Annotated in this window: 15 protein-coding genes; 2 read left to right on the plus strand and 13 right to left on the minus strand. The window is 71.2% G+C overall.

The features are described 5' to 3' along the window. Nucleotides 1-25 precede the first annotated feature (25 nt). Nucleotides 26-244, plus strand: a complete 219-nt coding sequence (locus tag PZ894_RS03460) for a hypothetical protein (protein ID WP_275742509.1) — start codon at nucleotides 26-28, stop codon at nucleotides 242-244. On the opposite strand, the gene PZ894_RS03465 is transcribed toward PZ894_RS03460, so the two are convergent. The 5 genes from PZ894_RS03465 to PZ894_RS03485 form a co-directional block, all read right to left on the minus strand. Beyond that, nucleotides 229-1,572 (minus strand): ABC transporter ATP-binding protein, encoded by a 1,344-nt coding sequence (locus PZ894_RS03465; protein WP_275742511.1) that lies wholly within the window; start codon nucleotides 1,570-1,572, stop codon nucleotides 229-231. The two genes, PZ894_RS03460 and PZ894_RS03465, sit on opposite strands and share 16 nt — an antisense overlap. Next, a complete protein-coding gene (locus PZ894_RS03470) occupies nucleotides 1,556-2,593 on the minus strand; it encodes an ABC transporter ATP-binding protein (protein ID WP_275742513.1) in 1,038 nt (345 codons plus the stop codon). Before PZ894_RS03470 ends, PZ894_RS03465 begins: the two co-directional genes overlap by 17 nt. A 138-nt stretch (nucleotides 2,594-2,731) precedes the next feature. After that, nucleotides 2,732-3,655 (minus strand): ABC transporter permease, encoded by a 924-nt coding sequence (locus PZ894_RS03475; RefSeq protein ID WP_275742515.1) that lies wholly within the window; start codon nucleotides 3,653-3,655, stop codon nucleotides 2,732-2,734. Nucleotide 3,656: 1 nt separating this feature from the next. Continuing rightward, nucleotides 3,657-4,691 carry an ABC transporter permease gene (locus tag PZ894_RS03480; protein WP_275742517.1) on the minus strand — a complete coding sequence of 345 codons (1,035 nt, stop codon included), beginning with the start codon at nucleotides 4,689-4,691 and terminating at the stop codon, nucleotides 3,657-3,659. A gap of 68 nt (nucleotides 4,692-4,759) precedes the next feature. Beyond that, nucleotides 4,760-6,361: an ABC transporter substrate-binding protein gene (locus PZ894_RS03485; RefSeq protein ID WP_275742519.1), complete on the minus strand. Its 1,602-nt coding sequence runs from the start codon at nucleotides 6,359-6,361 to the stop codon at nucleotides 4,760-4,762. Nucleotides 6,362-6,622: 261 nt separating this feature from the next. Between PZ894_RS03485 and PZ894_RS03490 the strand changes: the two genes are divergently transcribed. Next, nucleotides 6,623-8,311 (plus strand): DUF4091 domain-containing protein, encoded by a 1,689-nt coding sequence (locus PZ894_RS03490; protein WP_275742521.1) that lies wholly within the window; start codon nucleotides 6,623-6,625, stop codon nucleotides 8,309-8,311. 18 nt (nucleotides 8,312-8,329) lie between these two features. Here PZ894_RS03490 and PZ894_RS03495 read toward each other — a convergent pair whose 3' ends face one another. From PZ894_RS03495 to ugpC, 8 genes are all read right to left on the minus strand, one after another. Beyond that, on the minus strand, nucleotides 8,330-9,169 hold the full coding sequence (locus tag PZ894_RS03495; RefSeq protein ID WP_275742523.1) for a class II fructose-bisphosphate aldolase: 840 nt from the start codon (nucleotides 9,167-9,169) through the stop codon (nucleotides 8,330-8,332). Continuing rightward, nucleotides 9,166-10,107 (minus strand): hexose kinase, encoded by a 942-nt coding sequence (locus PZ894_RS03500; protein ID WP_275742525.1) that lies wholly within the window; start codon nucleotides 10,105-10,107, stop codon nucleotides 9,166-9,168. The genes PZ894_RS03495 and PZ894_RS03500 overlap by 4 nt, the downstream gene beginning before the upstream one ends. Then, nucleotides 10,095-11,228 carry an amidohydrolase family protein gene (locus PZ894_RS03505; protein WP_275742527.1) on the minus strand — a complete coding sequence of 378 codons (1,134 nt, stop codon included), beginning with the start codon at nucleotides 11,226-11,228 and terminating at the stop codon, nucleotides 10,095-10,097. The genes PZ894_RS03500 and PZ894_RS03505 overlap by 13 nt, the downstream gene beginning before the upstream one ends. Further along, nucleotides 11,225-12,130 (minus strand): ROK family protein, encoded by a 906-nt coding sequence (locus PZ894_RS03510; RefSeq protein ID WP_275742529.1) that lies wholly within the window; start codon nucleotides 12,128-12,130, stop codon nucleotides 11,225-11,227. Before PZ894_RS03510 ends, PZ894_RS03505 begins: the two co-directional genes overlap by 4 nt. Then, nucleotides 12,127-13,032, minus strand: coding sequence for a sugar isomerase (locus PZ894_RS03515; protein ID WP_275742594.1), 906 nt, complete (start codon nucleotides 13,030-13,032; stop codon nucleotides 12,127-12,129). Before PZ894_RS03515 ends, PZ894_RS03510 begins: the two co-directional genes overlap by 4 nt. Before the next feature lie 71 nt (nucleotides 13,033-13,103). Continuing rightward, entirely contained in the window at nucleotides 13,104-13,988 is an 885-nt protein-coding gene (locus PZ894_RS03520; RefSeq protein WP_345799134.1) for a DUF6528 family protein, read from the minus strand. Further along, nucleotides 13,973-15,433, minus strand: a complete 1,461-nt coding sequence (locus PZ894_RS03525) for an arylsulfatase (RefSeq protein ID WP_275742531.1) — start codon at nucleotides 15,431-15,433, stop codon at nucleotides 13,973-13,975. The genes PZ894_RS03520 and PZ894_RS03525 overlap by 16 nt, the downstream gene beginning before the upstream one ends. 9 nt (nucleotides 15,434-15,442) lie before the next feature. Continuing rightward, on the minus strand, nucleotides 15,443-16,528 hold the full coding sequence (gene ugpC, locus PZ894_RS03530) for a sn-glycerol-3-phosphate ABC transporter ATP-binding protein UgpC (RefSeq protein ID WP_275742533.1): 1,086 nt from the start codon (nucleotides 16,526-16,528) through the stop codon (nucleotides 15,443-15,445). Nucleotides 16,529-16,544: the final 16 nt, after the last annotated feature.

Below are 16,544 nucleotides of genomic sequence, written 5' to 3' on the forward strand. Positions count from 1 at the left end.
TCCGATCCCACCTCAGGAGGCCGACATGTACCCGATGGATTCCGGCGCAGTGCTCGCCCAGATGGTCATCGAGCAGCGCATCCGCGAAGCCCAGCAGCAGCAGCTGGCCCGCCAGGTCCGGGCGGGTGCGCGACCCACCGCGGACGCCACCGCCGACCCCACCGCCGACCCCAAGGCCGCCCCGCAGCCCCGCCGCCACTCCCGGCTGTGGGTCCTGCTGCACTTCCGTCACTCCTTCGGCTGAGGCGGGGGCCCGGCCGCATCGCCGGGCGGCGGGTAGAGGTGGCACGCCACCTGGACCCCGCCGGCCGGCCGCAGCGCGGGGTCCTCACCCTCGTGGAAGTCGATGCCGACACCGGCGTCGACGACCCGGCGCTGCCGCACCCCTCGCCAGAACGGCTCGTCCGGGTCGGCGGCGTGGATGGTGTCGAGCACCCGCTCCACGTCGCCGCCGCTGTGACCGCGCCCGGCCGGCAGCGCGGCCACGTGGTCGGGCAGGTCCAGCGCGTCGACGTCGCCGATGATCGCCCGCTCCGCGTCGTACTCCGCCTCCGGCACCGTGGTCCAGTGCGACTCCAGCAGCACCCGGAGGTCGCGGCTCTCCCACCCGCACTTGTCGAAAGCCTGTGGGCAACGGGGATGGAACGCGCAGCCGAGCGGCGGGCTCGCCGCGTCGGGGATCTCCCCGCGTGGCAGGTCGCGGGGAGTCGAGCGGTCGGGGTCCAGGTCCGGGATGGCCCCGACCAGCGACTGGGTGTAGGGATGCTTCGGGTCGGCGAAGATCTCCTCGGTGGTGCCGATCTCCACGACCCGACCGAGGTACATGATCGCCACCCGGTCGCAGAAGAACTTCGCGCTGGCCAGGTCGTGGGTGATGTAGACGTAGGTCAGGTCCAGGTCGGCCTTCAGGTCCAGCATCAGCTGCAGGAGCTTGGACCGGACGCTCATGTCGAGCATCGAGATCGGCTCGTCGGCGATCAGCAGGACGGGGTCGAGGATGATCGCCCGCGCGATCACCGCGCGCTGCTTCTGGCCGCCGGACAGCTCGCCGGGGTACTTCGTCAGGAACTGGTCCGCCGGCGACAGCCCGACCCGCTCGAGTGCGTCGACGACGCGGCGACGGAGCTCGTCGCCGCGGGCCAACCGGTGGATCCTCAGCGGGTGTCCGACCGCGGTCTCGATGTCCATGGCCGGGTTCAGCGCTGCGCTCGGGTCCTGGAAGACCATCTGCAGGTTGCGGCGCACCTCCCGCAGCGCGCGACCGGACATGGTCTCGATCCGGCGCTCCTCGTAGGCGATGCTGCCGCCCGTGATCGGCGCGAGGCCGAGCACGGCCCGGCCGAGCGTGCTCTTCCCGCTGCCGGACTCGCCGACGAGGCCGAGCACCTCGCCCTTCGCGATCTCGAGGTCGATGCCGTCGACGGCCTTGACGGTGCCGACGTCGCGGCCGAACAGGCGGGCCAGGCTGCTCCCCCGCAGCGCGTAGTGCACCCGCAGGTCGCGGATGGACAGCAGCGTCTCGTCGTGCTCGGCGCGTCGTGGCGCGCGAGCGGCCTCAGGCTTCGTCGGCAACGCTCAGCTCCTCTCGGACGTGCAGCGGCTCGCCACCGCCGGGCGGGACCTGGCTCTCGGGGCCGTGCAGCCAGCACTCGACGCGCTGGCCGCCCGCCACCTCGAGCGGCACGGGAGCCTGGGTGGCGCACACGCGCATCGCGTGCGGACAGCGGGGATGGAACCGGCACCCCGCGGGCGGGTCCACCAGGTCGGGCGGCGACCCCGGGATGAAGCTCAACCCGGTCGTCGACAGCGAGATCGTCGAGCGCAGCAGCTCCTGGGTGTAGGGGTGCTGGGGGCTCCGGAAGACCTGCCGCGCGTCGCCGATCTCGACGATGCGGCCGGCGTACATGACGGCCACGCGGTCGCAGGCCTCGGACACGATGCCGAGGTTGTGGGTGATCAGCAGGAGCGAGGTGTCGAACTCGCGGCGCAGGTCGGCGAGGATCTTGATGATCTGCGCCTCCACGAGCACGTCGAGCGCGGTCGTCGGCTCGTCGGCGACGATGAACGCCGGGCGGAGCACCAGCGCGAGCGCGATGGTCAGCCGCTGCCGCATGCCCCCGGAGAACTCGTGCGGGTAGGACCGGTAGCGCGTCGGCGGGATGCCCATCACCCGGAGGACCTCGAGCGCGGCGTGCCGGACCCGCTCCCTCGAGACGCCGGGGTGGTGCGCCCGCACGGTCTCCTCGAAGTGCTCGGAGATGCGCATCAGCGGGTTCAGCCGGGTCATCGGCTCCTGGAAGATCATCCCGAGCTCGGCGCCGCGCAGAGCGCGGTACTCCTTGCTCGCGACCGCGGGCATCGGCTTGCCCTTGAAGGTGACGTCGCCGTCGACGAACGCACCACGCGGAAGCAGACCCAGCAGACCGCGGCCGAGGGTCGTCTTGCCGCAGCCGGACTCGCCCACCAGGCCCAGGATCTCTCCGGGGCGGAGGTCGAAGCTGACGCCGTCGACGGCTCTGGCCGCGCCACGCTCCGTGCCGTACCAGACCCGCAGGTCCCGCACCGACAGCACGTCCTGGCCGGTGGTGCTCATGCGGGGTCCCCGCGGAGGTGTGGGCTGGAGGAGCGGAGCGGGGGAAGCCCGCAGCTTCGTGGGGTGCTCATGCGGGGTCCCCGCGGAGGTGTGGGCTGGAGGAGCGGAGCGGGGGAAGCCCGCAGCTTCGTGGGGTGCTCATCGAATCGTCTCCTCGCGGCGGATCTTCTGGAGCCGCTTCTTGCGCAGGACCGGGTTGATGGTCTCGTTCAACCCCTCGCCGACGAGGGTCAGTCCGGTGATCAGCAGCACGATCGCCGCTCCCGAGAACACGCCGGTCCACCAGATGCCCGACGACGCGTCGTCGAGGGCGCGGCTCAGGTCGAAGCCCCAGTCGGCGCCGTCGGTCGGCTGGATGCCGAGGCCGAGGAAGCCGAGCGCCGCGAGCGTGCCGAGCGCGTCTGCCGCATTGAGGGTGCCGATCACCGGCACGCTGTGGATCACGTTGCCGAAGAGGTAGCGGGTGATGACGGTGCGACCCGGCGCTCCCAGCGCCCTGGCGGCCTCGACGTACGTCGACTCCCTCGCGCTGATGGTGCTGTTGCGCACCACGCGGAAGTACTGCGGCAGGTAGACCACGGTCAGCGACAGGGCGGCCGAGACGACGCCGGCCCCGATCTTGTCGGCGAGCAGGAAGCCGAAGACGATCGCCAGGAGCAGGGGCGGGAAGGCGTAGAGCGCGTCCATCACCAGGACGAGGATCCGGTCGAACCAGCCACCCACGTAGCCCGAGACGAGGCCCAGCGCCAGGCCGAGGATCATCGAGCCGGCCACGGCCAGCACGATGACCTCGAGCGCGGTGCGCGCGCCCCAGACGACGCGGGACCAGACGTCGAAGAACAGCCTGTCGGTGCCCAGCAGGTGATCGCCGCCGGGTTCGGCGAGCTTGGGGAAGTCGACGCCGTCGGCGCTCTTCTGCGCGTAGCCGTACGGCGCGATCCACTCCGCGCCGACCGCGAGGACGACGAAGAACGCCACGATCACGATGCCGGCGAGCAGCATCCATCGGGAGAACCCCACCGTCTCGCGGAACGGTGCCAGCACCCGCCTCATGACCGCCATGTCAGTACCGCACTCTCGGGTCGATCAGCGCGATGACGATGTCGATGAGGATGCTGATCAGCACCACGACCACCGCGAACAGCGTGATGATGCCCTGCACGGCTGCGTAGTCGCGCTGGTCGATGTAGGTGATCAGCTGGTTGCCGAGGCCGGGCCAGGCGAAGGTCTTCTCGGTCAGCACCGCGCCGGAGAGCAGCAACGCGACCTGCAGGCCGATGATGGTGACCACCGGCACCATCGCGTTGCGGAAGGCATGGGACCGCACCACCCTGCGTTCGGGGATCCCGCGAGCGCGGGCCGCCTCGACGTAGTCGGCCTGCAGCGTCTGCAGCACGTTGACCCTGGTGAGGCGGATGAAGATGCCGCAGATCAACAGTCCCAGCGTCACCGCCGGGAGCATCAGGTGCTTGAGCACGTCGATCACGGCGTCGCCGTCGCCGGCGATGATCGCGTCGAGCAGGAGGATGTGGGTCCTGGTCTCCACGGTGAACTCGGTGATCGGCGTGCTCTGTCCCAGCAGCGGCCACCCGCTGAACACGTTGAGGAACAGCAGCTGCACCAGGAGCCCGGTGTAGAACACCGGCGCGGCGTACGTCACGATGCCGAAGATGCGGATGCCCCCGTCGGCCGGAGTGTCCCGGTAGCGGCCGGCGATCAGGCCGAGCGGGAGACCGACCACCAGGGCGAGCAGCATCGCCGAGATCGTCAGGGTCAGCGTGGCGCCGCCGTTCTCCTTGACGATCTGGGTGATCGGCGTGTTGTCGGTGATCGTGTTGCCGAAGTCGAGGGTGAGGACGCCGCTGAGGTAGTCCCAGTACTGCTGGATCAGGGGGTCGTTGAGCCCGAGCGCCTCCCGCCGCTGGTCGAGGGCGGCCTCGGGCAGGCGGCCCCCCACCGAGGCGCTCACCGGGTCGCCGGGCGCGACCCGCATCAGCAGGAAGACGAGGGTGAGGATGAACCACACCATCGGGATGATCAGCAGCAGCCGCTGCACGATGTAGCGCGGCAGCGAGCCGGGCGCGGTCGCGGTGGACATCTCCCTCGATCCCTTCGCAGACCGAGGGAGGGGAACCGGGACGGAACCCCTCCCTCGCGGACGTCGTGTCAGCCGGACTTCGTGACGTTCCAGAAGCGGAAGATGAACGCCGGGTCGAGCGTCTCCTCGACGCCTTCCATGCCCGGTCCCGCGATCGCGATGTTAGGGCCGATCCAGCTCGGGATCTCGGACACGTCCTGGGCGATGATGTCCTGGATCTGCTCGAAGGCGTCCTCGCGGACCGCCTGGTCGTCCGTGCCCTGCTCCTTCGCCACCAGGTCGTTGACCTTCGGGTTGCTGTAGTTGTTGGCGTAGAAGCCGCCATCGACCACGAAGGGCGAGATGTAGTTGTCGGCGTCGACGAAGTCCGGGAACCAGCCCAGCTGGAACAGGTCGTAGGCACCCTCCTTGTAGAGGTTCTGGTACTGCTCCCACTCGGCGTTCTTCAGCGCGACCTTGAACAGCCCGGAGTCGTTGAGCTGGCTCTGCAGCTCGGTCGCCTCGTCCACCGCGTTCGGCCCGTAGTGGGTCGGCGTGTAGCCGATCACCAGGTCGACCGGCGTCTTGATGCCGGCGTCGTTGAGCACCTTCTCGGCCTGCGCAGGATCCGGCTCCGCGCCGTACACGTCCTTGAACGACTCGGTCGCGCCCGGGAACGACGGAGGCACCAGCGAGTAGAGCGGCTCGACGGTCCCGTCGTAGGCCCGCTCGGAGATCGCCGCCCGATCGATCAGGTAGGCGACCGCCTTGCGGACCGCCTCCTGCTTCGCCGTCGGTGTCGAGAGCTGCCAGACGAAGTAGCGGATCTCCGCCCCCTCGCCCTGCAGGACCTGCAGGTCGGAGCTGTCCTTGAGGTCGACGATGTCGGTCGGGCTCAGGCTGCGCCAGGCCACGTCGACCTCGCCGTTCTGCACCGCCACCTTGAGGTTGGACGCCTCCGGGTAGTACTTGACGAACACCGTGGACGACTTCGCCTCGCGTGGCCCCTGGTAGTCGTCGTTCTTGGTCAGCGTGGCCTGCTCGTCCTTGGCGTAGTCGGCCATCACGAAGGGACCCGACCCGACCGCCTCCGCGTCGGAGAGGAGCGAGTCGGCCGGGAACACGTCCTCGTTGACGATCGACCCCGCGGACGCGTGCGTCAGCACGTACTGGAAGGTCGCGTCGGCCCGGCTCAGGTGGAAGATCACGGTCTGGTCGTCGGGCGTCTCGATGGCGTCGTCGGGACACGGCGCCTCGCACAGGCTGGCCAGCAGCACCGATGCACCGTTGGGGTTGGCGATGTTGATGTTCCGCTCGACGGTGAACTTCACATCCGACGAGGTCAGCGGGTCGCCGTTGGAGAAGGTGAGGCCCTCGCGCAGCGTGCACTGGAAGGTCTTCGGGTCCGTGTACTCGCAGGACTCGGCGGCGTCGCCCTCGGGGGTCGTCGTGCCCGGCGGCACGGTGAGCAGCTGCTGGTACATCGCGTACTGCAGCGCCGAGGAACCCAGGTCGTAGGACCCGGCCGGGTCCAGGGCGGTCACCGAGTCGGTGGTGCCGAGGATCCACTCGGTGCCGGTGGTGCCGCCTCCGCTCGATCCTCCGCCGCCGCCGTCGTCGTCGCCACCGCAGGCGACGAGCGCCAACGCCAGGGCACCCGCTCCAACCACGGCGAGAAATCGTCGGTTCACCATGTCGCACCTCCGGGTCGAGTGGTCCCGGATCGCGGAGCCACATCTACGAAGCCGCTTGGCACACTACTCTCCGGCGACGCCTTGCCAAGGCGTGCGAACGTCTCGGTCTCGCAACGGTCCGGTGACCGCGGATCCCTCTGCGAGTGCGCACTTTCGATCGATAGCGCGATTGACCCACCAAGTTCGATCACACTAGCGTGGGCGCACACCCCGGGCGCCGGCCCGGTGGGGGCGTCGAAGCGGACAGGAGCTGCAGAGATGGGAACGCGCCGGTCCTGGTCGTTCGTCCTCGTCGACAGCCTGGAGAAGGTGTTCCCCGATCGACGGCCGCGGCCGCTCGACGCTCCGCTCACCAGCGTCTTCCTCGGCGAGGTCGCGTCCTTCCAGCTCGCCTTCCTGCCGCCGCATGCCGACCAGCTCGTCGACGTCGAGACCTTCACCATCGAGGTCGACGGACCGGCGGCGGCCGGCGTCGTGGTCCGCTCGGTGGATCTCGTGCCCGTGAGCCTCGCGGCGTACGACGGCCACGACGAGCACTACCTGTCGACGAGGCCGGGACTCTTTCCGGACCTGTTGGCGCCCCTGCCCGACCGCGTCGTTCAGCCCACCATCGGCAGCTGGCGCGCGCTGTGGTTCGACGTCTGCGTCGACGACCCGCGACTGGCCGGCGCGTCCAGCGTCGTCCTCCGGGCGCGCGGATCACGGTCCGGTCTGCTGTACGAGGGCCAGGTCGAGATCGTGGTCCATCCCCACCGGCTGCCGGCCCTGGACATCGTCAACACGCACTGGCTGCACGTCGACTCGCTCGCGCAGTACTACGACCTCCCCGTCTTCAGCGAAGAGCTCTGGCGGGTCCTCGACGCCTTCGTCGCCAAGGCGTCCGAGATGGACGCGACCTCGGTGCTCACGCCGACGTGGACTCCCCCGCTCGACACCGCGGTCGGCGCCTCGAGGCTGCCGGTCCAGCTGATCGACATCGCCGAGACTCCGCACGGCTACGACTTCGAGTTCGACAAGCTCGGCCGATGGCTCGAGATGTGCCGTCGACACGGGATCATGACGATCGAGATCGCCCACTTCTTCACCCAGTGGGGTGCCACCGCGACGCCGGCGATCTACGTCGAGACCGCCCGAGGAGTCGAGCAGCGGTTCGGCTGGCACGTCCCGGCCACGTCTCCCGACTACCGACGGCTCCTCGAGCAGCTCGTGCCACCACTCCGTGCGTTCCTCGCCGAGCACTGGGCCGACGGCGAGGTGGTCTACCACGTGTCGGACGAGCCGGCGGTGGAGATGCTCGCCGGCTACGGTGCCGCCCGCGAGGTCGTGGCCGACCTGCTCGAGGGATGCCTGGTCGTGGACGCGCTGAGCAACCACGCGTTCGTCACCACGGGGGCAGTTGCGGTGCCGGTGGTGGCGACGGACGCAGTCGTGCCTTTCCTGGAGAACGACGTCCGTCCCCTGTGGGTCTACTACTGCTGCGCACAGCAGCGCGGCGTCGCCAACCGCTTCATCGCGATGCCGTCGGTGCGGAACCGGGCCCTCGGTCACCAGCTCTTCGCCTTCCGGGTGGCGGGGTTCCTGCACTGGGGCTTCAACTTCTACAACGCGCACCACTCGACGCACCCGGTCGACCCCTTCCGCGACACGTGCGCCAACGACGGGTTCCCGGGTGGCGACCCCTTCCTCGTCTACCCGGGTCCCGACGGCACCCCGTGGGAGTCGATCCGGTTCCGCGTCTTCTGCCAGGCGATGGCAGACCATCGCGCCCTGCAGCTGCTGCGCGACCTGACGGACTTCGAGACCGCGCGTGCCCTGGTCGATCCGGACGGGAGCCTCGCCTTCGACCACTTCAGCTACGACCCCGCTCACTACGCAGCCTCCCGGGAGGCCGTGAACGCCCGTGTCGTCTCCGCGCTCGAGAGCCGGGCGACCACGAGCTCGGCCTGAAGCCGCCGCCCCGTCGGATCAGTACGCCGTCGGCGCCAGGAGGTCCAGCAGCCGGGTGACCTCGGCGGCGATCGCGTCACGCCCGGGCCCGAGATACCTGCGCGGGTCCACGAGGTCGGGATCCGAGAGCGCCGCGCGAACGGCTGCGGTCATCGCCTTGTTGAGCTGGGTCGCGACGTTGACCTTGCGCATCCCTTGGGCCACAGCGCTCCGAAGGCCCTCGTCGGGGACCCCGGACGAACCGTGCAGCACGAGTGGGGCCGGCACCGCTGCCGCGAGTCGCGCGATGAGATCGACGTCGAGCTCGGCATCGCGCGTCAGCATCGCGTGTGAGGAGCCCACCGCCACCGCGAGCGCGTCGACACCGGTCCGGGCGACGTAGGCCGCCGCCTCGTCGGGACGGGTGCGCGCCCCGGGTGCGTGGACCCCGTCCTTGCCGCCGACCTCTCCGAGCTCCGCCTCGACCCACACGCCCGCCTCGCGGGCCTCGGTCACGACCGCCCGGGTGGCGCTGACGTTCGCCTCGTAGCTCATCGCCGACGCGTCGTACATCAGCGACGGCAGGCCGAGATCGATCGCTTCGCGGACGAGGTCGAGGTCCATCGCGTGGTCGAGGTGGACGACGACGTCGACCGAGGCCTGCTCGGCGACGGTCAGGGCCGCGCGCGCCAGCGGCGCCAGCGCACCGTGGTAGGCGACGGTGTTCTCCGAGATCTGCAGGATCACCGGCCGGCCCGCCTGCTCCGCCCCGTGAACGATCCCGACGGCGTGCTCGAGCTGGACGACGTTGAAGGCACCGACGCCGGCCCCCGAACGCGCCGCGCGGGCGGCCAGATCCGACATGGACGCGAGGGTCACGGGGTCTCCTCGGATGAAAGAGCGCGGGCGACGACGCCGGCCCGGTAGGCGCCGTAGCGGGTCGGATCGATCTCCCCCGCCACGGGAGCGGCGACGGCGGCGGCCGCCAGCGCCACCGCGTCCTCGGCGATCCGCACCGCCGGCGTGCCGACACACAGGCCTCGGGCGATCGCAGCGGCCGCAGCATCGCCTGCGCCGGTCGTGTTGCCGGTGACGTCCGGGACGGCAGGCACGAGCCAGCAACCGTCCGGCGTGGCGAGCGCGATGCCGTCGGCACCGCGTGTCGCGAAGACCATGCCCGCGCCCCGATCGACCAGCGATCGAGCCGCGGCGACCGCATCCCGGTGGTCGGCGACGTGGCCACACAGCTCCGCGAGCTCGTCGGCGTTGGGGCAGAGGACCACCCCGGGCACGGCGGCCGCTGCGGCAAGCGCCTCGCCGGAGGCGTCGACCAGGCAGGGGACTCCATGGTCGTGCGCGAGCCGGGCGAGCTCGGCAGGAAGCGCGTGACCGACACCCGCGGGCACGCTGCCCGAGATCGCCACGCAGCCGACGTCAGGCAGCAGTCCGAGCACGCGGTCGCGCAGGTCGGCGACCGCCGTGGTCGGGTCCGGCGGCGCCACCGCAGGCTCCCAGAACGACGTCGCACGACCACCGTCGACGACGACCACGGTGCTCCTGACCCCCGTCGACGCCGTGGTGAACGCGGTGGGGACGCCGAGGCGCTCGACGTCCGCGGCGAACTCGGAGGTGGCGATCCCGGCCGCGACCACGGGTTCGCCGAGCCTGGCCAGCACGGTGGCGACGTTGACGCCCTTCCCGCCCGGCCTTCGGTGCACGGCCGAGACCCGGTGGACCTCGCCCGGGTTCAGCGCGGACGTCTCGTACGTGACGTCGTAGGCCGGGCTCGGCGTGATCGTGAGGATCAGACGACCCATGCGCCACCCCGCATCACGCGATCGACCTGCCACTCGGCTCCGAGGGACACCAGGTCGGCGCGGAGCCCCGGCGCCAGCCGACCCCGGTCGCTCAGCCCCAGCAGCGCAGCCGGCGTGCTGCTGGCGGCCGCCACCACCGCGACCGGGTCGAGCCCGATCGTGGTCACGCATCGGCTCACGATCTCACCGAGGTGGGAGGTACCTCCGGCGAGCGAGCCGCCGTCGAGCCGTGCGACGCCGTCGACGACGCGCACCGCGAGTGGCCCGAGCTCGAAGTCACCGTCCGGCAAACCGGCCGCCGCCATCGCGTCGCTCACCAGCAGCACGTGTCCGTCCGGGGCGACGTCGAAGACCATGGCCACCGTCTCGTCCGCCAGGTGGACGCCGTCCGCGATCAGCTCGACCGACGCCGCTCCCCGCGCGAGCTCGCGCAGTGCCGCGCCCGCCGCACCGGGCGCGCGGTGGTGCAGCGGCGCCATCCCGTTGAACAGATGCGTCACCAGGGGGGCGCGGCGCGCCCGCAGCGCGGTCGTGAAGGACGCCGCGTCGGCGTCGGTGTGTCCGTAGGCCACGAGCACGTCGGCGTCCTCGAGCAGAGAGCCGACCGGCAGCGCGCCGGTCAGCTCGGGCGCAAGGGTCACCATGCGTAGCGTGCCGCGGCCGGCAGCCAGCCACGCCGCCGCCGACGCCTCGTCCGGCGTCGCCAGGACACGGGGGTCGTGCGCGCCGCACCGCGCGGGGCTGAGCCACGGCCCCTCGAGGTGGCCGCCCACGATCGAGGTCGTGCCGCTCTCGACGACGTCGGCGATCGCAGACGCCTGCTCCGTGATCGTCTCCGTCGGACCGCTGACGAGGCTGGCCAGCATGCTGGTGGTCCCCCGCCCGAGATGATGCGTGGCGACAGCTGCGACACCGGCGGCGTCGGTGGCGTTCGCGCCACCGCCGCCGTGGCAGTGGAGGTCGATGTACCCGGGCACCAGGATCCCGGCCGGCTCGGGGGCGCTGCCGGTCCAACCGGCTCGCGGTCCGACGTACCCGAGACGATCGCCGCGCACCTCCACGACACCCTCCCGCAGGATCTCGGTCGGCGTGACGAGGGCGCCGGACAGGGCGGACGTCATCGTTCGGCCGACCAGGCGTCGCGAGCCAGCATGCCGGCGCCGACGACTCCGGCACGCAGGCCGTGCACGGCGGTGGTCAGCTCGGGCGCGGGGACGACCCGCGCCCTGGCCTCGAGCGCCTCTCCGAGTGGGTGGAGCAGCAGGTCGCCGGCCTGACCGAGCCCGCCGCCGATCACCACCAGCTCCGGCGCGAGCAGCAGTGCGACCGTGGTGAGCCCGTCCGCGAGGGCGTCGACCGCGTCGGCCCACACCCGGTCGGCCACCGCGTCGCGGCCCACGCGGGCGGCGACCTCGTCCGCGCCGGCCACCGGCACGCCGGCCAGATCGGCGTACCGCCGGGCGATCGCACCCGCGGACGCCCATGCCTCGAGGCACCCGTCGCCGCCGCACCCGCACGGCATCCCGGGGCGGACGGCGACGTGGCCGATCTCCACGCAGACACCACCGCCGGCGGGCACCAGGCGACCTCCGGACAGCAGCGCGCCCGCGATTCCGGTCCCGATCGGCACGAAGACCAGGTCGGCGACGTCCCGGCCGGCTCCCGTGCGCAGCTCGGCGACTCCACCCGCGGCCACGTCGTTCCCGATCGACACGGGGAGTGACCACGCGTCGCCGAGCGCCTCCACGATCTCCAGGTCTCGCCACCCGACGTTCGCGCTGTACCTCGCGATGCCGGCGGCCGGATCGACCACGCCAGGCACGACCACGCCGGCACCGTCCACGGGCCGACCGCCTGCTTCGCTCAGCAACGCACGGCCGAGCTCGGCGATCGCGTCGCGGACGTCACCTCCGCGCGGTGTCGGCGCGGCTCGAGCGGCCAGCACCCGGCCCGCGACGTCGACCAGCTCGCCCTTGAGGGTCGTGCCGCCCACGTCGATCGCGAGGACGAGGCCAGGCGTCATGCCTCGAGGACGATGGATCGGGTCAGGTTCCGGGGCCGGTCCGCGTCCAGCCCACGGTCACCGGCCAGCAGCACGCAGAGCCGGTGCACCTTCACCAGCTCGGCGAGCGGGTCGAGGTCGGAGTGCACCAGGGTGGCACCCGTGGCGGAGACGTCGCGCGCGAGGTTCGCGATCAGCGGACCGAGGGCCCACACCGCGCGCCCCGGCGCGGCCACCGAGATCGGACCATGGCGATACTCCGTCTGGTGCCATGCGTCGGTCCACGACTGCGTCGACTCGCGAAGCTTGAGTGCGGCCTCGTTCGCGAGACCGTAGGTCCAGCCCGCGCCGACGAAGCTCACCTGCGCCGCGTGCCGGAGGTCGGCGAACCAGTCCTCGTCGAGCGCGAGCACCCCGCGCGCCTGCTCGGCCGCCGACGTCAGATCCTCGCCGAGGTGCCAGCGGAGCAGCGCGATCGCGGTCGTCATCGTGCGCGACTGCACGACGGACTGCTCGTCGGCGAATCCGATCGAGATCACCTCACCGCGCTCGACGACCGGGGAGGCAGGGTCCGCGGTGATCACGGTCACCGGGACTCGTCCGTCGAGCCGGTCGAGCGCGGTCAGGATCTCGGTGGTCGTGCCGGAGCGAGTGATGGCGATGACCCGGTCGTAGGGACGCCGGAGCACCGGGTCACCTCCGGGCCAGGCATCGGTCTCGCCGAGTCCTGCGGACTCTCGCATGGCGGCGATCGACTGCGCCGCGTACAGCGAACTGCCGCACCCGATCACGCCGACCCGCTCGCCGGGCCGGGGCAGCAGGTCGGCGTGCTGGCGGGCGACCTCGCCCGCCGCCATCCAGTCGTCGGGCTGCGTGGCGAGTTCGGCCGCGAGGTGGGCGCCGGCGCCCACCGCCAAGTCCATCGAGTTCACCCGGCGAGCATAGCCAGAGTGATTGAACATGGCAACTCTGTGGATGGCTCGCTCAGAATCGCTCACTCCGACTCGTCGGCCCAGAACCGTGCCTTGTAGATCCACGCGTCGGTGCGCACGGCTCGGTGGCCCGCTCCGAAGACGTCGATCGTGTCGGTCACCCAGCCGAGCCCGAGTCCGGACGCGGGGACCGTCTGGATGACGGTGCCGTCGCCCGGGTGCGTACCGATGCTCTTCACGTCAGGTCGGTCGAGGTCCTCCGCGCCGGTGAAGTCGGATGACCAGGCCCCCTCGGCCGGCGAGTAGCGGTAGACCGAGCTCCTGGTCGTGACCCAGAACTCGCCGGACCCCTGCACCGGCTGGAGGTCATGCGCCTCCGGGCTCGGCGTGCGGTCCTCCAGGACCACCCGCCACCGGGGGCGGTCGACGGGCCCGGTGACCGCCACGCACAGCAGGCGGTCACCGCCGACCATCCACAACATCTCTCCGGCCGGGTCCCAGACGACCCCGTGGGCGTCCGCGAGCGGGATCTCGGCCACCGCGTCGGCGCTCGTCGACCTTGCGTCGTACAGACGAACCCATCCCCCGGTGCTGGCCGCGACCGCGATCCGGCCGTGCGCCGATGCATCCACCGCGTGAGGGTTCGCCCGGCGACCGACGTCCGCGGACCACAGCGGATCACCGTCCTCTCCGATCACCCCGACGTAGCCGAAGGAGTCGCAGACGGCCATCACGGGAGAGTCGCCGACGCGGCACCGACGTACGTCGGAAGGGCGCCCCCAGCCCGCGACGCGCTGTGCCGGCGGGCGCCAGCTCCATGCCGTGTCACCGGACCTGGCATCGACCATGCGGATGCGCCCGCCCGTCGACTGGTCGGTGATCGCCAGCAGCGTGCGCTCGGGGGCTCGAGCAGAGGTCGGCGTGCGGCTCGTCAGCGGGGCCTCCAGGGGGCCGGGCCGGAGAGCATCTCGACAACCGGGCGACCGCTGACCAGCTCACCGTCGTGCACGAAGCCCTCCTCGCGGCCCGTGAGCACCTCGACGAGGCGAGTCCGCCATCGTGCGACGCGCTCGCGCCGATCGCCCTCGAGCGTGAGGTCGTGGCACTCGTGCGGGTCCACCGCGAGGTCGAAGAGCTGCTCGCGTCCGCTGCCCGACAGCCAGACGTACTTCTCCTGGCCGTCGGTCAGCCACTGCATCGACTGTCCGAAGAGCGTGTGCTCGCCGTGCAGGAACTCCCGCCACGAGGCCGCCTCGTCCCGAGCCAGCGGGAGGACGGTGCGTCCGTCGAGTCCGTCCGGGATCGGCAGCCCCGCCGCATCGAGGAGACTCGGCATGACGTCTCGCAGCTCGACCGGCTCGCTGCGAACCACACCGCCGGCGACCGGCCCGTCCCGTGGACCGGAGAGCAGGAACGGCACGTGCACCGAGCCCTGGTAGGGGAAGCTCTTGCGATACAGGCCATGGTCGCCGAGCATCTCGCCGTGGTCGGAGACGAACGCGAACACGGTGTTGTCGCCGAGGCCGAACTCGTCGAGCGACTCCCTGAACCGGCGCACCTGCGCGTCGATGTGCGACATGTGCCCGAAGTACCCGGCTCGAGCCCGATGGAGCAGGTCGGGGTCCATCCAGCCCGCGAACGCCTCGGGTGACATCGGATCGACGCGCAGGTCGTCGAAGATCCCTGCCCAGTCGCCGACCACCGGATCGCGCCGCGGAGCGGCGAGGTACTGGTCGAAGGCCCACTGGGGTGGATCGAACGGAGGATGCGGCCGGTGGAAGCTGAGGTACAGGAAGAAGGGCGCCGTCGGATCGCGCCGGGAGAGCCAGTCGATCGCCTCGCTCACGACCCACGTGGTGGGGTGCAGGGCCTCGTCGCGGTCCCACGGCCGCGCGAGCATCCCGTTGCAGCTCAGGCCGTGCGCCGTGTAGTCGGCCGTCGGGTCTCCGGTGCGACGCTGCAGCCAGGGCAGGTAGTCGTCGTACTCCGCCCTCGAGCGCGAACCTCGCCTGGAGAAGTGGACGTAGCCGTCGTGCAGCACGACCTCGTCGAACCCGATCCGCGCACGCTCCGGCCACACGTGCATCTTGCCGATCGCGCGAGTCTGGTAGCCGCCTCGGCGGAACTCACCGGGCAGTGTCACCGGGTAGTCGAATGGGTCACCGTCTCGGTACCCGACCCGGCGGTGCGACTCCTGCGCGAGGCCCGTCATCAGGGCCGCGCGGGCCGGGATGCAGGTGGGAGTCGCGCTGAAGGCGTTCTCGAAGCGCGTGCCCCCTTCGGCGATCTCGTCCAGCGCGGGGGTGCGCACCACGTCGTGTCCGGCGGCCGACAGCGCATCGCCACGCCACTGGTCCGCCGAGATCAGGACAACGTTCGGTCGGTCGCTCATCGCATCCGTTCAGTCGGGGAGTCGGTCGCCGGTGCGGCCGTCGAAGAGATGCACCGCACCCGGGCGCGGCCGCAGGCGCAGCTTCGCTCCCCGGTCCGGCACCTCGTCGGGGTCGACCCGCACGGCCAGGTGCCGGGCGGCGCCCCCGAGGTCGGTCATGCAGTACGCGTAGGCATCCGATCCGAGGTCCTCGACGAGCTCGATGATCGAGTTCAGCGCGGCCTCGCCGTCCGCCGCGGGCACGAACGCGTCGGTGCGGACGCCGACCGTCACCTCGTCCGAGGTCAACGCCTCGCGCTGTGCCCGCGTCGTCGGCAGCGTCAGCTCGGCGACACGCACGTCCTCGCCCTCGAGCCGGCCTCCCAGCAGGTTCATCGGAGGCGATCCCATGAACCCGGCGACGAAGGTGTTGGCGGGTCGATCGAAGATCGCGCGCGGTCGGTCGAACTGCTGCAGGACGCCATGGTCGAGGACGGCGACGCGGTCGCCGAGGGTCATTGCCTCCACCTGGTCGTGCGTGACGTAGACGGTGGTGACGCCGAGCCGACGTTGCAGCGCGGCGATCTCGGTGCGGGTCTGCACCCGCAGCTTGGCATCGAGGTTCGAGAGAGGCTCGTCCATGAGGAAGACCTGCGGCTCACGCACGATCGCACGCCCCATGGCCACGCGCTGGCGCTGGCCGCCCGACAGCTTCCCCGGCTTCCTCTGCAGGTACGGCGTCAGGTCGAGCATCCGCGCGGCCTCGGTCACGCGCCTCGCGATCTCGGTCCTGGGCACCTTGGCGATCTTCAGGTGGAAGCCGATGTTCTGCTCGACCGTCATGTGCGGGTACAGGGCGTACTCCTGGAACACCATGGCGATGTCCCGGTCCTTGGGCCGCACGTGCGTGACGTCATGGCTCCCGATGCGGATCTCCCCGCCATCAACACCCTCGAGCCCCGCGAGCATCCGCAGCGTGGTCGACTTACCGCATCCGGAGGGCCCCACGAGGACGACGAGCTCACCATCGGCGATCTCCAGCTCGAGTGCGTCGACGGCGGGGGTCTCGGCCCCGGCGTAGATCCGGGTCACGTTGTCGAAGACGACGTCAGCCATCAGTGGTTCCTATCAG

Origin of the sequence: Nocardioides sp. YIM 152315 (assembly GCF_029210375.1) — a bacterium.
Taxonomy (GTDB): domain Bacteria; phylum Actinomycetota; class Actinomycetes; order Propionibacteriales; family Nocardioidaceae; genus Nocardioides.